Origin of the sequence: Ignisphaera sp. (assembly GCA_038831005.1) — an archaeon.
Lineage (GTDB): Archaea > Thermoproteota > Thermoprotei_A > Sulfolobales > Ignisphaeraceae > Ignisphaera.
The window spans coordinates 255980-273612 of the sequence record JAWBKZ010000002.1; the positions used below are offsets into that span (position 1 = coordinate 255980).

Annotated in this window: 17 protein-coding genes; 9 read left to right on the forward strand and 8 right to left on the reverse strand. The window is 35.3% G+C overall.

Annotated features, from left to right (window positions below; genetic code table 11):
* The first annotated feature begins 135 nt into the window (after positions 1–135).
* Positions 136–891, forward strand: coding sequence for a DUF72 domain-containing protein (locus QXK50_02965; GenBank protein MEM2008123.1), 756 nt, complete (start codon positions 136–138; stop codon positions 889–891).
* Positions 892–1283: 392 nt separating this feature from the next.
* Here the strand turns inward: QXK50_02965 and QXK50_02970 are convergent, their stop codons facing one another.
* Together QXK50_02970 and QXK50_02975 are read right to left on the reverse strand one after the other, a co-directional pair.
* Positions 1284–2264, reverse strand: a complete 981-nt coding sequence (locus QXK50_02970) for a dihydrodipicolinate reductase (GenBank protein MEM2008124.1) — start codon at positions 2262–2264, stop codon at positions 1284–1286.
* A gap of 280 nt (positions 2265–2544) precedes the next feature.
* Complete coding sequence (locus QXK50_02975) at positions 2545–3063, reverse strand: NUDIX hydrolase (GenBank protein MEM2008125.1); 519 nt, start codon at positions 3061–3063, stop codon at positions 2545–2547.
* A gap of 260 nt (positions 3064–3323) precedes the next feature.
* Between QXK50_02975 and QXK50_02980 the strand changes: the two genes are divergently transcribed.
* A complete protein-coding gene (locus tag QXK50_02980) occupies positions 3324–3452 on the forward strand; it encodes a hypothetical protein (protein MEM2008126.1) in 129 nt (42 codons plus the stop codon).
* 269 nt (positions 3453–3721) lie between these two features.
* Here the strand turns inward: QXK50_02980 and QXK50_02985 are convergent, their stop codons facing one another.
* Both QXK50_02985 and QXK50_02990 read right to left on the reverse strand, forming a co-directional pair.
* Entirely contained in the window at positions 3722–4144 is a 423-nt protein-coding gene (locus QXK50_02985; GenBank protein ID MEM2008127.1) for a PIN domain-containing protein, read from the reverse strand.
* A gap of 4 nt (positions 4145–4148) precedes the next feature.
* Positions 4149–4391 (reverse strand): AbrB/MazE/SpoVT family DNA-binding domain-containing protein, encoded by a 243-nt coding sequence (locus QXK50_02990; protein ID MEM2008128.1) that lies wholly within the window; start codon positions 4389–4391, stop codon positions 4149–4151.
* A 431-nt stretch (positions 4392–4822) separates the two neighbouring features.
* Between QXK50_02990 and QXK50_02995 the strand changes: the two genes are divergently transcribed.
* From QXK50_02995 to QXK50_03010, 4 genes are all read left to right on the forward strand, one after another.
* Entirely contained in the window at positions 4823–5176 is a 354-nt protein-coding gene (locus QXK50_02995; GenBank protein ID MEM2008129.1) for a hypothetical protein, read from the forward strand.
* 162 nt (positions 5177–5338) lie between these two features.
* A complete protein-coding gene (locus tag QXK50_03000; protein ID MEM2008130.1) occupies positions 5339–8332 on the forward strand; it encodes a beta-galactosidase in 2994 nt (997 codons plus the stop codon).
* A 545-nt stretch (positions 8333–8877) separates the two neighbouring features.
* Positions 8878–9873, forward strand: coding sequence for a glycosyltransferase (locus QXK50_03005; GenBank protein MEM2008131.1), 996 nt, complete (start codon positions 8878–8880; stop codon positions 9871–9873).
* A gap of 257 nt (positions 9874–10130) precedes the next feature.
* A complete protein-coding gene (locus QXK50_03010; protein ID MEM2008132.1) occupies positions 10131–10949 on the forward strand; it encodes a hypothetical protein in 819 nt (272 codons plus the stop codon).
* A 222-nt stretch (positions 10950–11171) separates the two neighbouring features.
* On the opposite strand, the gene QXK50_03015 is transcribed toward QXK50_03010, so the two are convergent.
* Positions 11172–11723, reverse strand: coding sequence for a metalloprotease family protein (locus tag QXK50_03015; protein ID MEM2008133.1), 552 nt, complete (start codon positions 11721–11723; stop codon positions 11172–11174).
* Between the two features lie 256 nt (positions 11724–11979).
* On the opposite strand from QXK50_03015, the gene QXK50_03020 reads away from it, so the two are divergent.
* Together QXK50_03020 and QXK50_03025 are read left to right on the forward strand one after the other, a co-directional pair.
* Positions 11980–12936 carry a GHMP kinase gene (locus QXK50_03020; GenBank protein MEM2008134.1) on the forward strand — a complete coding sequence of 319 codons (957 nt, stop codon included), beginning with the start codon at positions 11980–11982 and terminating at the stop codon, positions 12934–12936.
* On the forward strand, positions 12929–14071 hold the full coding sequence (locus QXK50_03025; GenBank protein ID MEM2008135.1) for a DUF1464 family protein: 1143 nt from the start codon (positions 12929–12931) through the stop codon (positions 14069–14071). Before QXK50_03020 ends, QXK50_03025 begins: the two co-directional genes overlap by 8 nt.
* A gap of 86 nt (positions 14072–14157) precedes the next feature.
* On the opposite strand, the gene QXK50_03030 is transcribed toward QXK50_03025, so the two are convergent.
* Together QXK50_03030 and QXK50_03035 are read right to left on the reverse strand one after the other, a co-directional pair.
* Positions 14158–14637, reverse strand: a complete 480-nt coding sequence (locus QXK50_03030; GenBank protein ID MEM2008136.1) for a YbaK/EbsC family protein — start codon at positions 14635–14637, stop codon at positions 14158–14160.
* 6 nt (positions 14638–14643) lie between these two features.
* A complete protein-coding gene (locus QXK50_03035; protein MEM2008137.1) occupies positions 14644–15261 on the reverse strand; it encodes a MarC family protein in 618 nt (205 codons plus the stop codon).
* A 55-nt stretch (positions 15262–15316) separates the two neighbouring features.
* Here QXK50_03035 and QXK50_03040 point away from each other — a divergent pair, with 55 nt between their 5' ends.
* Positions 15317–16195 (forward strand): DMT family transporter, encoded by an 879-nt coding sequence (locus QXK50_03040; GenBank protein MEM2008138.1) that lies wholly within the window; start codon positions 15317–15319, stop codon positions 16193–16195.
* Between the two features lie 49 nt (positions 16196–16244).
* Here the strand turns inward: QXK50_03040 and QXK50_03045 are convergent, their stop codons facing one another.
* The gene (locus QXK50_03045; protein MEM2008139.1) at positions 16245–17588 is read right to left on the reverse strand and encodes a rhomboid family intramembrane serine protease; all 1344 of its coding nucleotides are present in this window, start codon (positions 17586–17588) and stop codon (positions 16245–16247) included.
* Positions 17589–17633: the final 45 nt, after the last annotated feature.

Sequence of the window (17633 nt, forward strand, 5' to 3'; positions counted from 1 at the left end):
TATAAGTTTTAAACCTCATATGGATTTATGGCTAGATACAATCCAGTTAATTAGGTATTACCACTATTTGACAGAAAGCATAATAAAGCTCTACATTTAATAGCGATTCAGTATGAGTTCTATCTAGTGAGCTCTATGAAGACATATGTGGGTTGTTGTGGATACTGCTTAGCTAGATCAAAGTACTACACGGTATTCAATGCTGTTGAACTACAGGAGACGTTCTACAATATACCTGGTACAGATAAACTTAAGAGATATAGAGATGAAGCTCCTGAATCATTTGTATTTTCTCTAAAAGCTTGGCAAGCAATAACCCATCCACTAGATTCACCAACATGGAGAAAAGCGAAACATGTTCCAGATAAATCTCTTAGCAATAGATACGGTTTTCTAAGACCAACAAAAGAGGTTTTCGAGGCATGGGAGAAAGTTGTTGAAGCTGTAGAGATTCTAAATGCAAAAGTTGTGGTTATTCAAACACCTCCAAGCTTTGGTTATAGCGAAGAAAACTATAGAAATGCTCTAGAGTTCTTTTCTACAGTTGATACAGATAGATTCGTTATTGGTTGGGAGCCTAGAGGTTCATGGCTACAGAACCTGGATAAAGTAGCCGATATTGTATCTAGGTTCAGGAATGTGGTAGAGATTGTAGATCCTCTCAAAAGGTTTCCAACTGTAGTAAAGTCTGTAGCTTACTTCAGGCTTCATGGTCTAGGTGAACACGATGTAAACTATAGATACAATTACACAGATGAAGATCTAGAGAGATTATGTATAATTGTCAAAGATCTTAGCTCTAGAAATTTAGAAGAGATTTACATAATGTTCAACAATATCTATATGGCTCAAAACGCATCAAGATTTAAACAACTTTGCATTATTTCCTAAACAAAATTGTTAAGTCAATCGAGATCAGCTACATATGTATCATCAAACAAGTTTAGTGTATTGTTCATCATGATGGTATTGAGATAGTTTCTATAGCTCATATCTTTTATAGTTCAATATAAGATTTGTTATACCTATAGATGTATTAAATCATTATGTAATGTGATAGTAATAACAAACACTAGATCTCGCCTCTATTACTCTAACATTTCTAGCTTGATATCACAACATCACTTCAAAATTGTTCATGAATTTAGATATCATTCAGTAAATCGCTCTCTATATGATGTAGGCTAATAGCTTAAGAGATCACTAGAACGAGACTATCTATACTATTCCATAGAATTTTTGTTGCAGAAAAAGTTATGGTATAGAGAGTAAATCTAATGTATTTACTGTAGAAACCTTATTTTAAATGGTATGTGGTCTGTCATTAAATGGAGGCCTGGTGGTAGCCTCTTTATCTTTTCAGCTATGTTTAGAACAACTGCAACAGTACCTTGGTCACCTGGTGTTCCACTACTTTTCCATGTTACAGAATAGTTCTTCCCCACGATAGTTATCTCTTCATATTCTGGGGCTCCTACATAAGCGTAGAACTCTATCCTTATAATCTCTTTATCATATACATAACCTATACCGGTACCCTTGACTCCTCTACAGAAGCCTTTCTCTATTCTTAAGTCCATCCACTCTATTGTTTCCTCAGCTACCAATGGTTTTTGTTCTTCTAGAACTTTTGTTAGCTGAAGATCACCTGCATGAGCTATAAGGTAGACAGATTCTGCATAACCAACATGTCCCGATAACTCTCCTCGTTTCATCATATCTTCAACAACCCTAAAGTCCATCCCTATCCCAATCTTCTTCCTAAACGATTCTCTCCTCTTAGAAGCATCAACACTTCTAACAGCTCTTATAGACTTTACCTGTGTTACTGATGAAGCTAAAGATGCTGTAAGAGTATCTAAGAGGAACCCTGGATTAATACCTGTGCCTAAAACTGATACACCTTGATCTAAAGCGATTTCGTTGAGCTTAACAGCTAAGACAGGATACCTATAGTAAGGATATGCAAGAGTTTCACATGTAGATACAACGTCTATCCCCATATCCAGTACAGAGACTATTTGGTTATAGACCTTGTCTAAATAAGATCCTGTTGCATGTACTGCAACATCTGCATCACCAAGAACACTCACATCATCAGAAACCTCTAGCCCTATGGACCCTATTCCCAGTATCTCTCCAATATCTCTACCTATCAGAGCTCTATCTACATCAATAACTCCTGCAATCTCATAACCACGCTCAATAGCTTCTCTAGCCACCAGTCTTCCTATAGATCCAAACCCGTATATCCCTATTAACAAGCTATCACCTCGAATAGCTAATTAATGAGAGTAAAAATATCTTAAAGAATTCTAGTGATCTAAAACTTGTTAATGAGTCCATGGCTTACTAATCTCAGAAATATTTCATTATATTCTGACGAAATCTATGGCATTAGTCTCTCCAAAATCTTCACAATCTCTAGCTCATCTCTATACCAGGTCTAGGGCTTTCATTCAGTACTTCACAAAGCTATCCAGAGTTTTATTCTATCTATCATCTCTATTTATTATACAATAACTAATTTTCTGTATCCTCATTTTAGCTAAGTTGTTTAACAGATAGAAGTGCTATAAGTGTTTTAGCATCAGCAGCATCATCTGCTAGAATCATTTCGAGAGCTTTATCAATATCAACTTCAACAATCTCTATAAGCTCTCCTTTTTCAGGAGATGCACCTACATACTCAAGATTTTTAGCTACATATATATGTATAACTTCATCACTATATCCAGGTGACATATATACCGAGACAAGCTTCTGAACATATTTAGGTACATAGCCAACCTCTTCTCTAAGCTCTCTTACAACAGCTTCTTCAGGTGATTCACCAAACTCTATCCTACCTGCAGGAATCTCTAGGATCCATTTATTGATAGGAGCTCGGAACTGCTTAACCATAACAATTTTTCTCATATCTTTAAACGGTACAATAGCCACACTCTGACCAAATCTAACAACGTCTTTAACAAAAACCTCAGTACTATACATGTATACTCTCTGGATAAGCTCGACACGTTTACCTCTACATAGAGTCCTCTCTTCAACAAGTTGAACCATTTACTAATACCCCTCTACAAAATATAGCAATAAGATCTGAATTAAAATAAAGTTTCAATAGATCTACTAACTAATGTTACATACATGGCCACTATATACAGGAAACACTTCACTATACTCTCTAAATGTCTGAGTTATTCTCTAGCAATATATTTGTTAAGGAAAGAAATCTCTCAAAGAACTTAGCTCAGAAACAAGAACTCTGTATAAGGTTTAGTAATTCTGTAGTTAAGATAAGATACAATTGAAGTAAGTATTCTATGTCTATAGGTTTGAATTACATCATATTCATAATTGCAGGTATTTGTGTTACTAAAGGTTCATGTATCATTAAGAGATCTAGAGATATAAAGTGTGATCTTTATGTAGAGATTGTTTATGAAAGATGAACAGATAATGTTGTTTAATATATGTTTCAAGTATTGGTGCTATATCTTCATAATCAGTAGAAGTGAAGTTTGTGGTGCTACATAGTTTATGAAGAATAAATGAATTGAATTATATGGATTCGGTTCAGAAATCTGTCTAGTAATTCTATACTTCTCTAGTTAGAAAATAGACAACAAGTAGAAGAAGTAGAGCACAGATATAAGCATATAACATCAACTTAATGCTTAATACAGATAGCTCCTAGCTATCTGTAGTTTATGAAAAATGCTTAGTGATAGCTATTGGATTTCAATAATTTGGTTGGATGAAGATATTTTAGCTCTACTATCTTGCTATACACATTATTGTAGCTCAATAGAACATCGTTTTCAGCTATAGCTACTGATGCATGGAGGCTATCGAAATGGGTGAGACCATATGTTTCTCTAAGTTTCTGAGCTATAACCATGTGGATAGGTTTCACCTGGATGATCCCTATGCTATAGAACTGTATGACTTGGTCTAGAGCTTTATAAAAATCTGGTAGAATAACCTTTATCTTGTTAGACTTTATCAGTATCTCTAACTCAACTAATGTGTAGGGAGATAACATCAGATGCTTCACATTTCTGACGATGTTCATTGCTTCTAGATGGCGTTTATCTGTCTTAGACGCTAAAGCTAGTACGAGATCTGTTTCTATAACCACCATACCTCTATATACCTCCCTCTATCTCTTCATCGATAGCCTTTCTAAGCATACCGATCTCCATCTCTACATCATTCGTACCGCTAACAACCGATAGCTCTAGAAACTCTATAGGATCTTTAATACGCTCAACAATAATCTTATCTTCTTCAACACGAAGACGAACAATATTATCAATACCTAGCTTTTTCCTAATATCGCTAGGTATCATAATACAGCCTTTAGCATCTATCCTAACAATAACCTCCATAATTCCACCACAGAATACTCTGGCTACTCTAATTAATAAGTTTAGTAGTATCTACTGAATCAAGTTAAAACCAATTGTTATACCAAATAAAATCATCAATAAACAACAAGAGTTTAATATAGAGCAAACTCTATTCAATTAATAATCTAAAGTGTATCAAATTAATATAAATCAATAAGCATTACTAGAGATGCTGTATCCGTTCAGAGAAATTAAAGAGGATGACTATTACTGGAGATCATCAGAACCAAGTAGAGTGTGTTATCATAAAGGTTATTATATTAAGAAGAGACTTACCGATAAGTTATTCCCTAAATTAACCTCTATGTATAAGACCTTAAACTCGTATCTACATTAGATAATCTTTGATGACTTAATAAAAGATTTTAAATTCAGTGGTTGGAGGGTTAGAAGCAGTAGTGGTGAATCTCATGTCTCAAGAAAGTAGCTATAGTGTTAGTGATGACGAGAAGTTGTGGGGATTGTTAGCATGGTTGTTATCTATTGTTGGAGCTATACTAGCGCTAGCACTCAAACCTAACTATAGATACGCTAAATACTGGTCATATCTATCGATATCCTTCTTCATAATAGCTATTATTGCTTCTATCATTGGTGGTATAGTAGGTCTTGTACCGATTTTGGGCTGGATCCTACAGGTGCTTATATCGTTAGGTCTCTTGGTGATATGGATTATAGGTATAATCAAAGCGTTGAATATTGAGTGGTGGAAGCCACAAATAATATATGAGCTAGCTAAAGCTATAGGTATAGAGAAGATATAGAAACTAGATATATCCAGATGCAATATTTTTTGTATTGTTTATCTATTAATTAAATTATATTTATATGTGTATTTGAGTTCGATACAGAGTATCGATCTAGTGGATAATGGAGATCGTAGGTGATGGTTTATACAGATTTCGTACGATAATGATTTTCTATCTATTGATGGCTCTAGAGTCTTTTTGATGTGTGGTGAAGTTCATTATTTTAGAGTGCCTAGAGCTCTGTGGTATGATCGTTTGCTGAAGGTTAGGAGAGCTGGTTTTAATTGCGCTGCTAGCTATATTCCATGGAATTGGCATGAACCTGAAGAAGATAGTGCAATATTTAGCAATAGGGTTTTTGATTCACCTTATGAATCAAATTTGTTTAGTAGAGATTTAGAGAGCTATATCCAGATGATCAAGAGTTTGGGTATGTTTTTTGTAGCTAGACCAGGGCCATACATATGTTCTGAATGGGATAGTGGTGGACATCCTAACTGGCTTTATAGAAAAACAAAGGTGCTTAGATCTATTGATAAAGACTATATCGAAGCTGTTGAGAAATGGTATAGAGTTGTGCTACCGATAATAGCTCGATACACAGTTCCACGTAATGGTCCTACGATTCTTCTCCAAATCGAGAACGAGTATTTCTGGGGTGATGCTCCATACATATTGAAGCTCTACGAGATAGCTAGAAAATATGTAGAGGATATACCTATAGTTACAAATGAGGATTGGTTTCTAGAGGATACACCTATTGCAAACACTATAGATGATTATCCAGTACCATGGGATATAGAGGAATTCGACAATAAGATCAAGAGCTATATGAAGATGCGGAAAGGTTTCTTGAAGATGTTTATGGAGCTAGAGGGTGGATGGTTTACATACTTTGGCTCACTCTATCCCACTAGTAGAGGATCTATTCCTGCTGAATGGAGTGAAACTCTATTGAAGACAGCAATAGGATTAGGAATCAATTCAGTAAATATATACATGTTTCATGGAGGAACAAATCCAGGGTACTATACAGGTAAATATATAACGTCTTCGTATGACTATGAAGCACCAATAAGAGAGTGGGGAGAGCTATCGCAGAGATACTATGTCTTGAAGAGGATAGCTATGTTCATCAAGTCATTCAGCAAACTTTTAACAAAAACAGTCCCTGTTGATGGTGCTGTAGAGGTGAGCAATAAAGATGTTGAGGTATTTGCTAGAGTTAGTGATAGTGGAGCTATAGCTATCTTAAGGAATCTAGATATATACCCTAAACTCACGAAGATTATCTACAGAGGTCATGTATATCCATACAGAAACATTGTTATGGTTCCTCATAGAAATGCTAAAATAGTTCTCCTAGATACTGAGATAGAGGATACTCCATTCAGGATTCTTTATACATTATCAGAACCGCTACTCATAGAGAGATTCGATGTAGATACTCTCATCATGGTTTATGGTGATGTATCTGAAGTTGGAGAAATAGGTATAGAGTCTAGTAAACCTATATCTATTGTGTATACAGAAGGTATGGATGTGGATAAGAGGAACGATAGATTAGTTATATTAAGTTATGTGCATAGCTACATAGACTCTATAGCTATTCTAGAATCAGAAGGTAGGAGGTTATATATTGTGGCTCTATCTAGAGATAGAGCTAGTAGAACATGGTATATAGATGATGTAGATCCTCCAATTATTGTGGTATCGAATATATACTTCATTGGGCGAACAACATCTAGAGAAGATGGCTTGGTTCTAGAAGCAGAAGTTGATGAAGAGAGCTGTGGATCTATACTACTTGTATCTTCTAGACCTCTCTCATCTATATACGTGAACGGTAGATCTATAGAGTTTGAGAATATGCATGGAGTTCTCTATAGATCTAGTCTTAGTCAAGATTTCTGTAGAGATATAGATCAACACAAAATTATGTATGGACATATGTGGAGATATAGAGAGGATATCATAGATGTCGATGGGAGAGAGATAGAGGCAATGAAGCCTCTAGAGATTGTTGGATATACATCTAATGGCTACTACATATATACAATAGACTTCAATATAGATAGAGATGTTTTTAAGTACCTCAAGAATTCTTATATCTATATAAGCTACTTTAACGATTATGCTACAGCTATACTTAATGGAAAAACACTTGGATCAAGATACCATACTCTAGAAATAGATGCATCAAATATACTGAAAGAAGGTGCAAATAGATTAACTATACTTCTAGAAGCTACTGGTCATCCAAATGATGGTCTTGTCTATATCCCCAATGGTATTGTTGGAGGCATATACCTAGGTAAACTTGAAGAGATTCAGCTAAACGACTGGAGATACATAAAGATACAGACTAGATATGGTAGAGACTTCAGTATGGCTAGATTCATTAACAATCCTGAGGAAGTGGTAAAGATACTGAATAATATAGATGCAGAGAGTTCTAGTGATACAGCTAATTCTCTTGAGAAACAAGGTCTCTATATAAAGTATCTAGATATAGATAAAAAGAGAGGTAGATATATTCTAGATCTAGGTAAAGCTACATACTATAGTAACTACTTCTACTATCCAAGAGCCCTAATATTTGTGAACAAGAGATATGTCTCGATATATACAGGACCTATAGATATAACAGAGTATCTTACTGAAGGTATTAACGAAATTGCTGTATATATAGATTGGTCTCGTATAGCTCTACACCCAATCCTAAAGATATATCAGTATAAGGTCAATGGTTTATGGAAAGTTAAACCATATACCAAAGGACTAGAGGAGAAGTGGTATACAGAGGATCTAGATGATAGCTCGTGGAGCTGTATAGAGATCCCCAAGATCTTTAAGGATACCGAAGGTAGAGTTCTATGGATCAGAAACAAGATACATATAGATTATCCAATAGATACTGTAGCTCCACTAAAGCTCATCATTAAAGCTAGTAATGTCAAGATCTTGGTATTCTTCAATGGACAGATTATTGGTAGATATGTTGATGAAGGTCCACAGAGAGAATTCTACATACCTGAACCCCTACTTAAAAACGGATTGAATACTATAGCTTTAGCAGTACATGTAACAAGCAGTAGAGCATCAATCGATAGTATACGTATTGAGCCATTCTACGTAAATAAGAAACTAGCTATAGAGTTAGAGTGGTAAGCTCTACAACAATTCTATATCAATAATCAATCAAATTTATTTTATATTGAAAAACATATAGAGAATTCTACTAAATATCTCTACTTGTTCTAGAGGATGTACTACATTAGAATGTATATATGGGTACTAGATAGTATATGGTATTCATGTACTTCAGTAAATAGAGCTTGAAGTGATATAACCTAAATTTTTATCGGATAGATTTTATATACTTAATGTACATAGTTATTTAGTTACTGCGATACTACTTAATACGCATCTCTAGCCAGTATATTTAAATACTATAGTAAAGTTTTTAAATGGGGAATTGCAGTAGTGAGGAGAGCAGTAGAAGGGCTTAGCAGTGTATGGAATTTACCAATACAGTAGTTAATGTTTTTAGTGGTAGTAGCTCTAAATATCTAGCTCTATCCAGTATACCTATAGATGGATATATGATTATCTCTATCGATAAACATATCCTTGGGGGTATCTATGTGTATTCAGTAGAATTTATTGGAATCATGTGCTGAAGAAGTTTATGTATATAGGGTGTGGAATTGGTGATGCAAAGTATATGTGTTGAAAATCAAGCAGAGATAGTTTCTTTAAAGAGTATATATAGAAGTGCTGTAGATCTATCTATGGTTTCAGTAATCATACCTGTACTTAATGAAGAAAAAGCTATAGGTATGGTGATAGATGAGATAGTTTCTATAGGTATCTCTAGAGTCAATATAGTTGTTGTTGATGGGGGAAGTAGCGATAGAACTGTAGAGATAGCTAGATCACGTCAAGTTCTTGTTGTACCTCAAGAAGGTAGAGGTAAAGCTGATGCTGTTAGAACTGGATTGAGATATGTTTCAACTCCATATGTAGTTGTTATAGATGGTGATGGGACGTATCCAGCGAAATACATATCTGCTATGGTTGAGGCTTTAGAGAGTAATGGATGTGATCTAGTTATAGGTGCTAGAATCTATGGTCATGGATCTCAAAAACCTGTTTTCAGGTTTGGGAACAAGGTTCTTACAAAATTCTTTAATATACTCTTTGGTACTAATTTAAGGGATGTATTAAGCGGTATGTATATGGCTAGAGTAGATGAGTTAAGCACTATTGATTTTGAGATGGATGGATTTAGCCTAGAATCTGAGATAGTTAGTCATTTCGCTAGTTTTGGAAATATATGTGAAATACCTATAGAGTATAGATCTAGAGTAGATCCAAAAGCAAAGAAATTAAATGTTCTTCACGGACTCAAGATAGCAAAAGATATTGTTAGACTTATGTGGAGATATAATCCAACTTTATTCATATCATCAATAGGAATTCTAATGCTTATACCAGGACTTGTTTTAGGAGGATATACAGCATATCACTACTTCTTTACAGGCATAAAACATTATGTTAAAGGAGTTATAGCAGTAATACTTACAGCAACAGGTCTTATATCATCTGTAGTAGCAGTTCTATCACTATATATAAAGAGGTTCGAGATAAGAATCACTAGGCAACTCGAGAAAATAAGAAAAGAAATGACTAAGAACATCAAAAGATAATGAAGTATCACAGGATCTGCTACAGGATGTATCTATCGATAACCATAAGCGATAGAGTCTCTCTATAAATATCGCTCTATAGATCTCTATACCCATTGGTAATACAGTATTGACAATCCTTATACAAAATGTATTAACAATACTATATATGCTACTCTATGTATATCTATTATACTACTTATCTCACAAGTTTTAACTAAGTTATGTAAGAGAAATTTATTAACTACTTCACCTATAGTTATATAGAGTTGTTTAAAATGGTTATAGAGGGAAAAACTATTTGGATAAAATCAATAGCTGTATCCTTACTACTTCTACTGATAGCTATTACCATAACTACTATCTACATTAATACACAATCAGTATCAGGAAAACTAAGTATAGTTCTCGATGGAGAAGATAATGAATGGGGGAATATATTTGGATGGATAAGTCCAGCAGGAAGAGGTGTATGCTCAATCCCTATAACAAACTATGCAGTATGGTTGTGCTGTAACTCAACTTCTTATCCAAGAGAATGCCAGATAATGTGGAAAGATGATGAAGGGGGAGCAGTAGATATACATTATGTTCGAATATATGTGAATACTTCAGGCATATATGCATTCATAGAGATAAAAACAACCAAAAATACAAACATAACAATAACTCTAGATGATATCAAAATTACAACAATATTATCAGTTAATGGTTTTCCTGTAGCTAATGTTAATCTGATTCATAATGATTTGAATATTAGTGGTATTGGTGTAGTTAGAAGTTATGGCGCTAATGTTTATGGTGTTGAGATTGAGGTTAAATACTCAGTTAATGGTTCAAGAAAACTATCTCTAGAAGCGCGAAAAATAAATACCGAAGGTTCTGGGAATATTGATAACGATACTCAATTTTGTGTAGATAGTATATGTAGTAATAGTCTTGTTGTTTCTCTTGATGGTGTTATTATTAATGCGTATGTCACTACTACGGAAACTGTTGTACCTATTCCAGTTCCAGAGCCTGCATTAGTTATAGCTTTTGTTGTATTGTTATTAGTTTCTGTGGTATTGATTAAGATAGGAAAAGCATATAGATAGTCTTGAATAGAGATTTGTTTTAATGTGATTATGTTTAGGTGAATAGCTTCTTTTATAGTGTTAGAGAATGATTTAGTATTGAATGTGTATGATAGTTAGTGGTGTTGTGAGTAATTTGATGGATTGTTCTAGAGTTGAGCACTATATAGGATATATTCTGTATACTTAAGCCTGTATCTATTTCATGTGGTTTCATGTATATGGTTCTAGTCTTGCGTTATCTTATATTCTGTATATTGTGCATCTGCCGTTGGGTTTCATAACCATGTATCCTACAATCTTTTTATTTTCTCTGCATAGTATGAATCTACAGTTCCTGAAGATTGTTAAAGCTCTTACTATATTCAGTAGATCTACTGCTGATGCAGATATATGTAGCACTAGCTGTATATAGATGAATGGATCTCTAGTCAATGTATATGTTATTGCTAGAGGAAGTGTTATAAGCATCTGTGGAGCTAATGCTATATAGATGTACTCGCTCCATAGAATCTCCTTATACTCTATAACTAATCCACCTAAACCTATGGATAAACGTATCTTAGCATCTTTTCCAAGAATGTATCTAGCTACAAAATAGTGTATATATTCATGTGCTAGAGCTATAGCTATAAACATTAGGATAGTTGTAGTTAATATGTATGGTTTATTCATTGTGTTAATGTATTGAGTGATTCTCGAAAGAGCTGAAAAACCTATAGTTATAGCGACAATTATTGTGATATAAATAGATAAATCGTATTTAGTAATACATCCAGATACATTACAGCTCAAAATAATCACCATGAATGCTTTAGCTATATTGTTATCGAGATAAAGATACAAAAATCACAAAAATCTATATATATTCTGTAGATACATGTGTATAGATAGAGATGATTGAGAGAATATCTATCAACTATAGAGGCTTTAAGCTACAGCTTATCGATTTAGAAATATCTTGAATCCTGTGTGCTGGATATTATTGCTATGCTTCTTTAATTGTTAAGCTTTTTAGGATTGATAACAATATGCTTCTAGGTGAATAGCATTGGAATGCTTAAGAATCAAGGCTCCAGCTCATCTTCATGCAGGAAATATGGATCTTCATGGAGGTTTTGGAAGACTTTTCGGAACAGTTGGATTCACTATTGATTACCCATTCATTGTTGTTGAGGTTGAGAAGAGTAGAGATATTCAAGCTGATGATCCATATGCAAAAAGGTTTGCAGAATCTCTGGTAAAGAGTTTTGAAACTGGTGGTGTAGTTGTTAGAGTTAGGGAAAGGTTTTATGAGAATGCTGGTCTAGGGTACATAACCACGCTTGGGCTATCCATAGGTTTAGGTATCTCAGAGTTATACAATCTTAGGAAATCTCTTGAAGAAATAGCTCTAACTATTAAGAGAGGTCTTGTAACAGCTCTAGGTCTATATGCTTGTAGATATGGTGGATTTATAGTTGAGGGTGGGTTTAGGAAAGAACTTAGGGATAGAAGTATCCCGCCGCTGATATTTCGTGGAGATATTCCTGATGATTGGTTCTTTGTGGTAGCTGTTCCAGAGAGGCCTTGGAGAAAACTGAATAAGCTTAGAGTTAGTAGTGAGCCTAAGATTCTAGAGGAGGTTAGAGCTAGTGATGAAGAAGCTTCATATCTATCGAGACTTGTCCTCATGAAGATTATACCTAGTTTTATTGAAAAGGATCTCAAGAGTTTTGGCGAAGGTTTGACGGAATTCAATAGAAGGCTTGGTTATATATGGATGAAGTATCAAGGAGGGGTGTATTGTGATCCTCTTGTAGAGAGAGGTATCGAGATAATGACTAGATACACATATGCTGCTTGTCAATCTTCATGGGGTCCAACATTCTACGGTATAACAGATAGTGAAGAATCTGCAAAAAGAGCTGTAGAAGAACTTGAACAATTGTTGAGAGGCAATGGTGGTGGGGTTGTGTTTGTTACACATGGTAGAAACAGAGGGTTAGAGGTAGAGAGTTGTGGTTAGAGTTATTGGAACAGATTCGGGTACCAAGAGCTACGATATATTTGGTTTTGATGACGAGTCTGGAGAGATTCTTGTCGACGAGTCTATACCTAGAGATGAGATGGTTAGAGACCCATCGATAGTTGTCAAGAGGCTTAAACAGATAGATAATGTTTATCGAATTGATGCTATTGTTGCTTCAAGTGGTTATGGTATGCCTCTTAAATTAGCTAGAGATGCTACTGATGAAGAGATAGCTATGGCTACTTTTGTAACTGAAAACGATGTTAAGAGAGGGCTGAGGATACTTGGTTTAAGGAAGTTAATGAAGATGTTGAAAGAAGATAAACAGCTGAATGAAAAGACCTACTTTACCCCAGGTGTTATACATCTACCCACAGTCCCTAGGTATAGAAAAATCAATAGGATAGATATGGGTACATCAGACAAGATATACTCTGTAGCACTAGCTATAGCGAGACATGCAGAAGCAAAAAACATAAGCTATAGCTCAGTAAACCTGATTACTGTTGAAGTAGGTTTCGCATATACATCAGCTATAGCTGTAAAGTGTGGTGAAATAGTTGATGCTTTAGCTGGAACATCTGGTTTTCCAAGCTATCTTGGGGGAGGCTTTATCGATGGCGAGATATTCTATGCTGTAGCAAATGTTGCAGAGGTATCTAAAGAGGTTTTGTTTAGAGGTGGTGCAGCATATCTATCGAATATAGATCCATTTAGAACACCTATAGAGATGTTTATTGAGATGGAAGATGAGGGATATAGACTTATGCTTGAATCTATAGCGAAAGACATCTCTGTGCTAATGGTTTCAACAGAACCAGACTCTATATACTTTAGCGGACGCTTCACTAGAGTGAAGAAGTTTATGGAGGATTTATCTAGATATCTAGAGGAGAATCTGTTCAAGAAGTTTAGAGAGAGTCCTATGATAGTTAAACTAGAGAGTAGAGGTAGGATAGCTAAAGAAGCAGCTGAAGGAGCAGCTATAATCGCTAGCGGAATTGTTGGTGGAAGGTATAGAGAGTTAGTCGATGTTCTTAGACTTAGAGAGAGTAGTGGCACGATATTCGACTATATAAATATTGTGGATAAAGAGAAGCTTATAGAGAGATACAGCTTTTTACTCTATTAACCAGAGGTTTCTATCTAGAACACAGTATCAATAGCTATGTATCACTATAATCAGTTTATCGATATCTTGCAGAGACTTGAATAGATTTAGTTATTAGGTGGATCTGATATATCGGCTATTACTGGATTAAGTATAGCTAATATATCTCTAACCTTTACTAGAGCTAAAGAATATAAATCTCCTCCACCACACCATACATACTCTTTTCCAGCAACATCTTGATCAACAACAATCATATAGCTCTTTATACACTCAGTTAGAGGAGAAACTCCACCTACATCAAAACCTGTATACATCTTTACTTCATGAGGTTTAGCCATTCTCAGGGATCTAGCTTTTACTACATTTGCTAGTTTTCTGTAGCTAAGCTTCTTGTTACCTGGAACTATAGCTATCACAGGTAGAGAATCAGCTATCAGAACTAGTGTTTTTATGATACTCGATGGATCTGCACCACACATATGTGATGCTTTTTCAACAGATTCAACAGTATCGCTAAATCTGTATAGAGTAGCAGAGATATTGTATCTCTCTATGAATTCTTGAACACTATCGCTACACATCATAGTGCATCAGCTACTAAGTAGTGTAGAGACTATGTTTCTTAGACCTGATACAAACATTTCTACAGCAAAAGACGCTATGATTATCGACATAAATCTCCCTAAACCATGTATAAATGTGTTACCAAGAAGCTTTACAATCTTGTTTGATACCAAGAGTATTATGTATGTAGCTAAGAAGGCTATATATGAAGCTAGTAATGTGTTGACTATTCCATAAACTTTAGACGAAGCTATAAGTAGTGTCATAGTGCCTGGACCAACTATCAATGGAGTAGCTATAGGTACAATAATGTATTCACCAACACTTATTCTGGATGGCTTGTGTCCTGTTATCAATGTATCTATAGATATAGCCATAAGGAGCACTCCTGCAGCAATTTTGAGGTAAGAGATATCGAGTCCCAGTATATGTAGTACAGCTCCACCAATTGTTGAAAATATTGTTAGTAGAGCGAATATCACTATCGAAGCTCTATTAATATAAGTTCTAGCCTCTTTATCACCAAAACCAGATAGAGCTTCAACTAGTGCTGGAACAGCTGCTAGAGGATCCATTATAGCGAATATCTGTACCGATAGTATTGCTACTGTTGGTAGATCTATTGCTAGATTTATATAGCTCAATTACCTCTACCATTACTTGTTTTACCTCTTAGATGGTGTAGAGGTTTATTAGCTAATGGTATCGAGAGATGGTGTAGAGATACCTTTTTGCCATGTGTTGCTCTACATAATCTCTATACTTAGCATAGGTTCAGCATCTATACTTGTGAAATTATCAAATGCTAGTGGTGTTGCTTGTGCTTTTTGGAGACTCTCTATATCATCTATAGTTCTGGGCATAATCTATGGTCTATGGAGAAGAGGTAGAAAGAGGTTGTGTGGAAGAGAGGTTGTTCTTCTTCTTGTTTCAAGCTCTTCACTCGCTCTACACTTAATTCTGTGGATGGAGTCTCTCTTCAGATTGCCTATAGCTGTGAGTGTTACAATAGTTGTTGCATATCCTCTTCATCTCTCTATAGCCTATACAGTCTATGAAAAGAGCATAAGTCATTTACCGACTCTTTTAGGTTCTATCATAGGTTTCTTAGGTATACTGATGCTCTTTCGAGATGCATTTACATCAGCTACCATAGATATTGTGGGAGTGGTTCAGAGTTTTTCAGCATCAATATTTGCTGCACTATACTTCCATATAGGTAGAGTGTTGAGGAGATCGATGGATCTAGAGCTCTATACAGCATCTGTATATGGGATAGGTGCATCAGTAGTACTTCTGTATTCTATATTTGTGGAAGAGAATGTGTTGAGCTATATTCCATCTTCATGGATGTGGTTCTTGATGTTAGCAATAATACCTACAATAGGTGGACACACAGTTATGAACTATCTTTTGAAGTTTTATAGAAGCTCTACTGTAGCATCTATAGCTTTAACAGAACCAGTAGTAGCAACAATACTTGCCTCAACTATTCTTAGAGAACCTATAGAATTTGTGTATCTGATTGCCTTAACCAAGGTTTTGATAGGACTCTACATAGTGATTAGGTATTCATAGCGATACTCTATACAAAAGCATCTTCTATCTATGGTTCAGTCTTCTGTTTCTAGATCCATGGTGTATAGATAGGGGGTCCCAGGAACTCTTCTTCGGTTATATCTCTATCCTTGAAAACTACAACAAATATTGAGGATAGCGTTATAAATGAAGATACCAAGGCAAAGGGTCTAACAATGAATTCGCCTACGTTTTTTGCAACATCTTGTGATTTAAGATCAACTCTATCGATATATATACGGTTACCACGGCTAGCTATACCCCATATATTTACATTTATTACATCAGTTACAATACTGCCGGTAAAATTGATAAGCACACCTCTTTCATCATATACACCTCTACCAACTATTTGCATGAAGATCCTTATACCGTAATCACGTGCAACAACATTACCTCTAAAGTCTATGGGGACAAGCGTTGATGGTGGAGCTATATCGTTCTTTATTACTCCTGACCATAGCAGTCTGTTGAATGCTATCCTGGGTAGATCTATTGATGGAGATATAGCTTCATCTCCTAATGGTGTATATGCTGCTTGATCTCTAAAGCATATGTCTTGGTTACACACATTTACATCAATTATGTAGACATTTGCTGATCTTGTCGCATTTGCGGTAGAGTATGTAGAGCCTATGAGAACAGCTATAAGGAGTATTGATAGTAGTGTTTTAGCTATAGATCCAAGGCCCTTGGTTGTGTAGAGATCATATGGTTTAAGGAAATAGTAGAAGGTTTCTATAGATCTTCTCTTTAGAAGGTATATCAAGGCTATTCCAGCTATAAATCCTCCTACATGTGCAAAAAACGCTATTCCACCAAAACGTAGATATCCGTATATAACTTGTGTAGCGAACCAGAATAATAGAAAGAATAGAGCTGTTGTAGTAAAACATAGAGGTATCAGGAATAGAAACCAACATATATTGAGTCTTCTTCTAGGATAGAGCATTAGGTAGGCACCTAGAAGTCCACTTATAGCTCCAGAAGCTCCTAGAGCGGGTATAATGAGGTTTAGTGTACCCATGATTGGTGTGAATCCTGTGTGAAAAATTGTTGCAACTATACCTGAAGCTAGGTATAGAGCTAGGTATTTCTTTACCCCTAGTAGTTGCTCTATCTCTTTCCCAAACCAGTAGAGAAACATCATGTTGAAGAATATGTGGAATATATCTCCATGGAGAAACATGCTTGATAGAATTCTATACCATTGTGTAGGGTTTTGAAGCATTATTGGTACATAAGCGAATCTATCTACCCATTCTTGTGTAACACTTGAGAAAAAGTTTTGAGCTGATGAGGCAAAGTATATTGCTACATTAATGGCTATAAGTGTGTAGGTAGCTATAGGTCTCTCTCTTCTTCTAGGTGTCCAGATCCATTCATAAGACAATTCTCTTAACCTCTCACCAACACTACTTTAGTAGTTATATAAGGC